The organism is Microbacterium sp. ZOR0019 (assembly GCF_000800925.1).
Taxonomy (GTDB): Bacteria; Actinomycetota; Actinomycetes; order Actinomycetales; family Microbacteriaceae; genus Microbacterium; species Microbacterium aurugineum.
On sequence record NZ_JRKC01000049.1, the window covers coordinates 1 to 7,807 of the forward strand.

Below are 7,807 nucleotides of genomic sequence, written 5' to 3' on the forward strand. Positions count from 1 at the left end.
GGCCGGCGGTGGAGCTGCGGCCGGTGGAGCTGCGGCCGGGGGCGCGACGGCGGCGGGTGCCGCTGGTGGCCCGGTCGGTATGGCTGCGGGTGCTGCGGTCGACGTGGGCATGAAGGCCGGGCAGGCAGCTAAGGGCGCGGCGCAGAGTCTTGGTTCGGAAGCGACAGGAGATGGGGGTGGTCCCAGTGGCGGCCGTTGAAACAGAGAGTGGACCGCGGACCTACGGCAACTGGCGTAAGCCGACGTCGCCGGGTCTGCTCGGTCTCGGATCGGTGGGAACGGCTCTGCTGCTGGCGAGCCTCATCATCCTGATCCTGATGATCACGATCGCCGGTCTGTTGCCGGCGTTGATCGCGTTCGTCGTCCTCGCGGTGGTGATGGCGGCGGTCGTGGTCAAGGACAAGCACGGCATGAACACGCTCTCGCGGTCGGGGGCGAAGTGGGGGTTTCGGATGGCAAAGTGGCGTGGCAAGAACATCTATCGGTCGGGTCCGTTGGGTCGGGCTCACTGGGGCACGTACCAGCTCCCGGGCCTGGCGGCACCGATGCGGCTCTCGGAGCACCGTGACTCGTACGATCGGCCGTTCGCGCTGATCTACACGCCTCGGCAGTCGACTTACACGGTCGTTTTCGGCACGTCGCCGGCGGGTGCTTCGCTCGTCGACGTCGAACAGGTCGACTACTGGGTGGCTGATTGGGGGCATTGGCTGGCGAACCTCGGCAACGAGCCGGGCGTGGTCGCCGCGTCGGTGACGTTGGAGACGGCCCCGGACACGGGCACGGCGCTGCGTCGTGAGGTCGAGTGGAACATCGACAGCGATGCTCCCGCGTATGCCCGGGCTGTGATGCTCGACACCGTGGAGGAGTACCCGTCCGGGTCTGCGAAGGTCGACGCCTATGTGGCGGTTACGTTCTCGGCGGCCGCGCGGTCGGGCGGTAAGCGGCGCACACCCGAGGAGATGGGCCGTGAGCTCGCGGCGCGCCTGCCGGCGCTGAGCCAGAACCTCCAAGCGACGGGTGCGGGCGCTGCGCGTGCCCTGACTGCGCAGGATCTCTGCGAGCTGGTGCGGGTCGCGTACGATCCGGCGGTCGCTGTCCTGATCGACGAGGCGCACATGCAGGGGAACACGCCGGAGCTGTCCTGGTCTGACGTCGGCCCGTCGGCGCATCAGGCGTCGTGGGACGGCTATCGTCACGACTCGGCGTACTCGACGACGTGGGCGATGACCGGCGCACCGCGCGGTCATGTCCAGTCGGGGGTGCTGCGCCGGCTGTTGCAGCCGCACCGTGATATCGCCCGCAAGCGTGTCACGCTGACGTATCAGGCGGTTGACCCGGGCCGGGCGGCCGGGATCGTCGAGGCCGACCGCAATGCCGCGGCTTTCAAGGTCACGGGTAACGCGAAGGCGACGCAGCGCGATATCGATGCGGTGAAGGCCACGGCGGCGTCGGCGTCCGAGGAGTCGTCGGGTGCGGGTCTGGTCGAGTTCGGGATGCTGGTCACTGCGACGGTGACGGATTCCTCGATGATCGCTGACGCCCATGCGGCGGTCGACAACCTGGGGGCGTCGGCCCGCCTGCTCCTGCGTCCCGTTTACGGGTCGCAGGATTCGGCGTTTGCCGCTGCCCTCCCGCTGGGCCTGGTGCTGCCGAAGCATCTGATGGTTCCCGCTGCGTTTAGGGAGAAGCTGTGAGCGAGTCGAAGGTCAAGGAGTCCCGCCGCGAGGCGCGCAAGGGCATGTCGTTCTTCCCCAACCCGTGGAAACGGATGGGGAAGCGGGATCGCAAGCGCGCGTTGAAGGTGATGGCAGCTCCGGTGGAGGAGATCGCGCCGGCCACGGCGAAGCGGCCGCTGAACCGGGGCTGGTCTGGCCGCGGCGAGGGCGAGGCGACGTACGTCCAGGCTCCGCCGCTGTGGCGTGGCACGACGGTGCAGGTGTGCGGTCTGTGGCCGTTCGCGATCGGCACCGGCACGCCGATGGTCGGGGTGCCTCTCGGCCGTCACATCCACACGGACGCGACCCTGTGCTGCGATCCCATCTCGTGGTTCCAGCGGGCGAAGCTCATCAGCAACCCGTCGGTGTTCGTGCTCGGCAAGCCGGGCCTGGGCAAGTCGACGGTGATCCGTCGCATGGCGACGGGCCTCGCAGCGTTCGGTGTCATGCCGATGGTGCTCGGGGATCTGAAACCCGATTACGTCGACCTGATCGAGAAGCTGGGCGGCCAGGTGATCGCTCTCGGTCGCGGCCGCGGGTATCTGAATGTCCTCGACCCGGGCGAGGCCATCGAGGCGGTGGCGCGGCTCCGTGAGGCGGCCGGCGAGGTCCGCTCGGGCGCGCGCATCGTGCCTCGTGCGGAGCGCGTCGACGACGTTGCTCCCGAGGCGTGGGCAGAGCGGTGGGCGGCGAAGCTCGACCGCATGGCCGACGAGGTGGAGGGCGACTCGCACAGCCGCCGTCTCGACATGGTGGCGTCCCTCATCACGATCCTGCGGAAGCAGCCGCCTAGCGACGTCGAGGAATCGCTCATCAGCGCGGCTCTGCGCGTGCTGGACGCCCGTTTCACGGACCAGCAGCCGGTACTCCCCGATCTGCTCGCCGTGGTGCAGGAGGGCCCCGACGAGCTGCGCGACGTGGCTGTGGATCGCGGTGACTTCTCGGAGTACCAGCGGATCACGGCCGCCCTGGAACGTTCCCTCATCAGTCTGGTGCGCGGCGGCCGTCTGGGTGAGACGTTCTCCCGGCCCACGACGCAGCCGATGCGCCGCGATCGGCCTGTCGTGTACGACGTGTCGGGTCTCGGGGAGAACGAGCCCGATCTGCGCGCAGCCAGCCTGCTCGCATGCTGGTCGAACGGGTTCGCGACGGTGAACATCGCGCACGTTCTCGCCGATGCCGGCCTGGAACCGCGCCGACACTACTTCGTCATCATGGATGAGCTGTGGCAGGCGCTTCGTGCCGGATCCGGCATCGTCGATCGCGTCGACCGTATCACGCGCCTGAACCGCACGATCGGTATCGGGATCGCGATGATTACGCACACGATGAGCGACCTGCTGGCGTTGCCGACCGTCGAGGATCAGATGAAGGCGCGCGGATTCGTCGAGCGCTCCGGCATGGTGATCTGCGGTGGCCTGCCGCAGGCAGAGATGCCGGCGCTGACTCAGGCCATCCCGTTCTCCCGGGCAGAGCAAGAGCTGCTGATTGGGTGGCAGGATCCGCCGTCGTGGGATCCTCACAGGGGCGCGAACACCGACCCTCCGGGCCTCGGTCACTTCCTCGTGAAGGTCGGTGGCAGCCCTGGGATCCCGGTGAAGGTCGAGCTGACCCAGACCGAGCTGACCGGCCAGGTCAACGACACGAACAAGCGCTGGCGAGAGACGTCCCGGGTCGGTCGACGCGGGACGCTGCACGCCGTCGACGAGGAGATGAGCGCATGAGCCTCACGAACAATCGCCGGCAGGATCCCGGCGGCCGCCTCAGCCTCGGCCAGATCGCCGCGGCGGTGCTGATCGCCGCGGTGGTGCTGGTCCTGGTCGCCGTGTACGTGTCGGTGAGGCTCGGGCACGCGATCGCCGGCACGGGCGAGGCTGTGCCGGCGAATCCGTTCGCGGTCCTGTTCGGCGTCCTCCGCGGCTCGGTGACGTGGCCGGGCGCGGCCGGCTGGCTCGTGCTCGCGCTGCTCCTGGTCGTCGTTGCCGGCGTGGTTGCGTTCTTCGTCGTGGTGATCCGCCGCGGTCGCAAGCGCCGCTCGCGCGTCGACCACGCTGCGGCCTACATGGGTCGCGGCCGCGACATCGACGACCAGTCCGAGAAGAAGACGCGGGCGACGGCGGAACGGCTCGGCGTGACCTCCTCGATCGGCCTGCCGATCGGCGTCACCGTCGCCGGCGCTCAGCCGCTCTACTCCTCCTGGGAGGACCAGCGCATCACGATCGCCGGCCCCCGCGTCGGGAAGACGACCTCGATGGTCGTCCCCGAGATCCTCGCGGCGCCGGGCCCGGTCGTGGCGACGTCGAACAAGCGCGACGTGCACGACGCGACCCGTGTCCCCCGCGCCGCGGTGGGCTCGGTGTGGGTGTTGGACCCGCAGGCCGTTGCAGGGCAGACGCCGACGTGGTGGTGGAACCCGCTCTCGTACGTGCGTGACGAGACGAAGGCGGAGGAGCTGGCGAAGCACTTCGGGTCCGGGTCACAGGAGCCAGGTGTGCGCCGCGATGCGCACTTCGACCCGATGGGCGAAGCGCTGCTGTCGTGCTACTTCCTGGCGGCCGCGCTCGGTGGAAAGCCGATCACGCACGTGTGGACATGGCTGACCCGCCCGGGCGACACGGAGGCCGTCGACATCCTCACAAGCGAGGGTGTGCCGCTGACGGCCGACGAGCTGTCGGGCATGATGAACACCCCCGAGGAGGAGCGCGGGTCGATCTACTCGACCGCTCGACGGATGGCCCGCTGCCTGACCAACCGGAAGGTCGCCGAGTGGATCACGCCGCAAGGGCCGGCGGATCTGCGGCCGCAGTTCGACCCGGCTGCGTTCGTCGGATCGATGGACACGCTGTACTCGCTCTCGCGCGAGGGCTCGGGGTCCGCGGGACCGATCATCACGGCTCTCACCGTCGCGGTGACCGAGGCCGCTGAGGATCTGGCCGCCCGGTCGCCCAAGGGGCGGCTGGTGCGGCCGCTGACGTGCGTTCTCGACGAGGCCGCGAACGTGTGCCGCTGGCGTGATCTGCCGTCGCTCTACTCGCACTACGGATCTCGCGGCATCGTGATCGACACCGTTCTGCAGTCGTGGTCGCAGGGCTGCGAGGTATGGGGCGAGGCCGGCATGAAGAAGCTGTGGTCGGCGTCGAACGTGAAGGTCTACGCGGGCGGTGTCGCCGAGGACGGGTTTCTCGAGTCCCTATCCAAGCTGGTCGGCAGCTACGACCGGTTGTCGCAGTCGTTGTCGACCGGGCAGGGCACCCGCTCGGTGTCCTCGCAGCTCCACCGTGAACGGATCCTCGACGTCGACGACCTCGCGGCCCTGCCCAAGGGCCGTGCGGTCGTCCTGGCGTCGGGATCCCGCGCAACCCTGATCCGCACCGTCCCGTGGATGGCCGGCCCGCACCGGGCCGCCGTCGAGGCGTCGATCAAGGAGTACGACCCGCAGGCAGTCCAGACGCTCGATGAGGCGTTCGACGAGCTGGCGGCCGTGGAACAGGCTGAGGCGGAGCGGAGCGCCGCATGAGCGACCCGGGCTGGGGCGACATGCTCGACCCGTACGACGAGGAGCCGCCGTTCGACGTCGGCGAGGACGACGAGCCTCGGGACGGTGCCGAACCGGCCGCCGAGCCCTTCACGCCCGACATCGAAGCGGTGCTCGCCGCGCAGGCGCAGGTGAGTGCCGCACGTCGAGCTGTCGCCGCGGCCGAAGACAAGCTCACGGCGGCCGAGGATGCGCACGCGGATGCCGAGGATGAGGTCTCTGTCGCGGAGACGAAGGCCGCCGAGTACGCCGACGACGACGACAAGAAGGAGTGGCAGCGAGCTGCTGCCCAGCGCGACGTCTCCAAACGGACTCGGGCAAGTGCCCGAGCCGCGGCGACCGTCAGCAAAGCTCAGGCCGCGGTGCAGGAAGCCCGCCTCGGGCTCGCCGAGGCGGAGGCGCAGTTGCAGTACGCGCGGTCGACGCCGGCACCGCCTGAGCCGGAAGAGCCCACGCTCTACTACGGCAGCGTCGACGAGTTCCTGCGCGAGTTCCTGCGCAAGGTCTACACGCGCCGCATCGACGGCAAGGGACAGGGGAACGTGTGGGCGGCCGAGTGGTGGAAGAGCCGCGAGGCCGTGCACCGTCTCGAAGCGCTCTGGCGGGCCTGGGAGCACCTGCGACTGGATGCCGCCACGGGGATGAGCGTGTGGTGGCGTGACCACGCCGATCACCACATGCCCATCCTCATGAGCAGCGAGGGACCGTTCCGCGGGTCGGTCGGCCCGGACGATCACTGCTTCCCCGACAAGGGCGAGTTCCTGCCGTACGCGAACCCGCCGGAGGGCCTGTTCCCCGACGTGCGCGAGCCGGTCGACGCCGACTCCGCGGACGAGGCGCAGGGCTGAGTAGGACGCATAAACGGGAGGGCCCGCACCGCGTGGTGCGGGCCCTCCCGTTTATCGCGTCAGGCGGTCACTGGTGGCGGCTGGCGCGCTGCTGACCCTGGCCGCGACCGGTGGGCTTCTTGCGAGCCTTCGGGGCGTTGCGCGGGCCGCTCTGCACCGCGGCGGTGGCCGGCTTGCCGTGGCTGGCGTCGACGCTCATCTTCACGTCGACGTCGCTCTCGGAGATCCCCTTCGAGCGCAGCTCCGCGGCGGTGGCATCGCGACGTTCGGCGCTGTCGTACTTCGCGGCGGCGACGTCGCGGTTCTGTTCGGCGGCCGCCTGATGCTGCTCGGCCTGCTCGGCGGCCACGGCCCGGTCGTCCGGGTCCGGCTCGTGCTCGGCCGCGGCGCGCTCCTGGTCGGCGCGCTGGTCGTCACGGTTCGCCTGGTTGAGGAGCACCTGAGCCTCGACGCGCTCGCGCTCGGCCTGCGCTCGGTCGCGCTCGGCGCGGTCCATCTCCAAGCGCATCGCCTGGCGTGCGGCCTCCGGGTCGCGGCCGAGGTCGGCGGCGTCGACGCCGTAGCGGGTGTGCACTTCCGATTCGATCCGACGCGATGCCTGCTCGGCTACGGGATCCTCGCGCTCCCATGCGCGGGCGATCTGGTAGCGCTGCGCGATCTGCTCCGGCGTGGCCTGCTGCCAGTAGTCGTCGCGGTGCACGTCGGCGAGCTGGATGCTGGCGGCCGCGCGCTCGGCCTCGAACCGAGATTGCAGCTCGCGCGCCTCCTGCTGGCTCTGCCGCTCGGCGCGACGTAGCTGCTCTTCGCGCAGCCGGGCGATGGCCTCGCCGGCTTGCCCGGCAGCCATCATGAGGAGCCGCACTTGGCCCTCGATCGCGTCGTCGATTCCGTCACCATCCATGTCGGCCATGAGAGGCCCCCCTATCTCCTGCGGGCGCGGGATGCGTCCTCGGTGGTTGTCTTACGCGGCGTCTCCGGGTCGATCTTGTTCGGCACCGGGGAGACGATCTCGGTCGCGTCGGGCCGGCCGCTGTTCAGCAGCTCGACCATCTCGCGCAGCTCGGGGTCGAGCTGCGGGCGCTCCATCGTGGCCGTCGCCGTCGCGCCCTGCGTCGGGCTCTCGGCGGCCGCCGCGGTGGTCGACTTGGGAAGCTGCGGCAGCGCGCGTCCGACGCGCAGCAGACGGTCGCGCGCTTCGTCGACGATGAGCTGCGCCTGCCGTGCCTGGCCGGCCGCGATCGCCGCCTTGAAGACCATCTCGGCGAGGCGGAGCATCTGCCGGATCATGGCGGCCTCGGCGACCGTTCCGCGGCCGCCACGGGCGGCGCTGGCGAGCATGAGCGCAGCTCCCGAGATCGCGAGCGTGCCGGCGCGCTCGGGCGGCACCGTGCGCTCGTAGGTCTGCGCCGAACGCGAGAGCGCGTCGGCTGCGCGAGCGAGGTCACCTGGGGTCTCCTCCGTCGCGTTCGACCACGCGGCGAGGGCCCCTGCGGTTTGCCGGGCGACGGTGGCCCACGTGCTGCGGTCGTCGACGTCGACGCCGCGCAGCCGGTCGACCAGGGCGGCCAGATCCGCGTTGCGCTTCTCCCACATCTCCGGGTCGGGCTGGTGTGCTTCCCTCCCGGGGGCGACGACGCGGCGGCCGCGCTTCGCGGCGGTCCACTCGGCGGCCGCCTCGCTCGCGCCGGCCGCCGAATCGGGCCAGTCAG

General features: G+C 70.4%; 5 protein-coding genes and 1 pseudogene. 4 read left to right on the top strand and 2 right to left on the bottom strand.

The genetic code is table 11. The features are described 5' to 3' along the window. Positions 1 to 176 precede the first annotated feature (176 nt). From L978_RS10405 to L978_RS18370, 4 genes are all read left to right on the top strand, one after another. A complete protein-coding gene (locus tag L978_RS10405; RefSeq protein WP_331437070.1) occupies positions 177 to 1,694 on the top strand; it encodes an SCO6880 family protein in 1,518 nt (505 codons plus the stop codon). Between the two features lie 110 nt (positions 1,695 to 1,804). Beyond that, positions 1,805 to 3,439 carry an ATP/GTP-binding protein gene (locus L978_RS10410; RefSeq protein ID WP_231555039.1) on the top strand — a complete coding sequence of 545 codons (1,635 nt, stop codon included), beginning with the start codon at positions 1,805 to 1,807 and terminating at the stop codon, positions 3,437 to 3,439. Continuing rightward, positions 3,436 to 5,232 carry a type IV secretory system conjugative DNA transfer family protein gene (locus tag L978_RS10415; protein ID WP_047522998.1) on the top strand — a complete coding sequence of 599 codons (1,797 nt, stop codon included), beginning with the start codon at positions 3,436 to 3,438 and terminating at the stop codon, positions 5,230 to 5,232. Before L978_RS10410 ends, L978_RS10415 begins: the two co-directional genes overlap by 4 nt. Next, positions 5,229 to 6,098, top strand: coding sequence for a DUF4913 domain-containing protein (locus L978_RS18370; RefSeq protein WP_052193568.1), 870 nt, complete (start codon positions 5,229 to 5,231; stop codon positions 6,096 to 6,098). Before L978_RS10415 ends, L978_RS18370 begins: the two co-directional genes overlap by 4 nt. A gap of 67 nt (positions 6,099 to 6,165) precedes the next feature. Here the strand turns inward: L978_RS18370 and L978_RS10425 are convergent, their stop codons facing one another. Further along, positions 6,166 to 7,008, bottom strand: a complete 843-nt coding sequence (locus L978_RS10425) for a hypothetical protein (protein ID WP_047522999.1) — start codon at positions 7,006 to 7,008, stop codon at positions 6,166 to 6,168. Positions 7,009 to 7,019: 11 nt separating this feature from the next. Beyond that, a pseudogene (locus L978_RS18935) lies at positions 7,020 to 7,807 on the bottom strand (relaxase/mobilization nuclease domain-containing protein); the annotation flags it as partial.

Bases quoted from the DNA above. Each gene is read 5' to 3' on its own strand.
- L978_RS18370 (WP_052193568.1), top strand. From the start codon at position 5,229: ATGAGCGACCCGGGCTGGGGCGACATGCTCGACCCGTACGACGAGGAG.
- L978_RS10415 (WP_047522998.1), top strand. From the start codon at position 3,436: ATGAGCCTCACGAACAATCGCCGGCAGGATCCCGGCGGCCGCCTCAGC.
- L978_RS10425 (WP_047522999.1), bottom strand. From the start codon at position 7,008: ATGGCCGACATGGATGGTGACGGAATCGACGACGCGATCGAGGGCCAA.
- L978_RS10410 (WP_231555039.1), top strand. From the start codon at position 1,805: ATGGCAGCTCCGGTGGAGGAGATCGCGCCGGCCACGGCGAAGCGGCCG.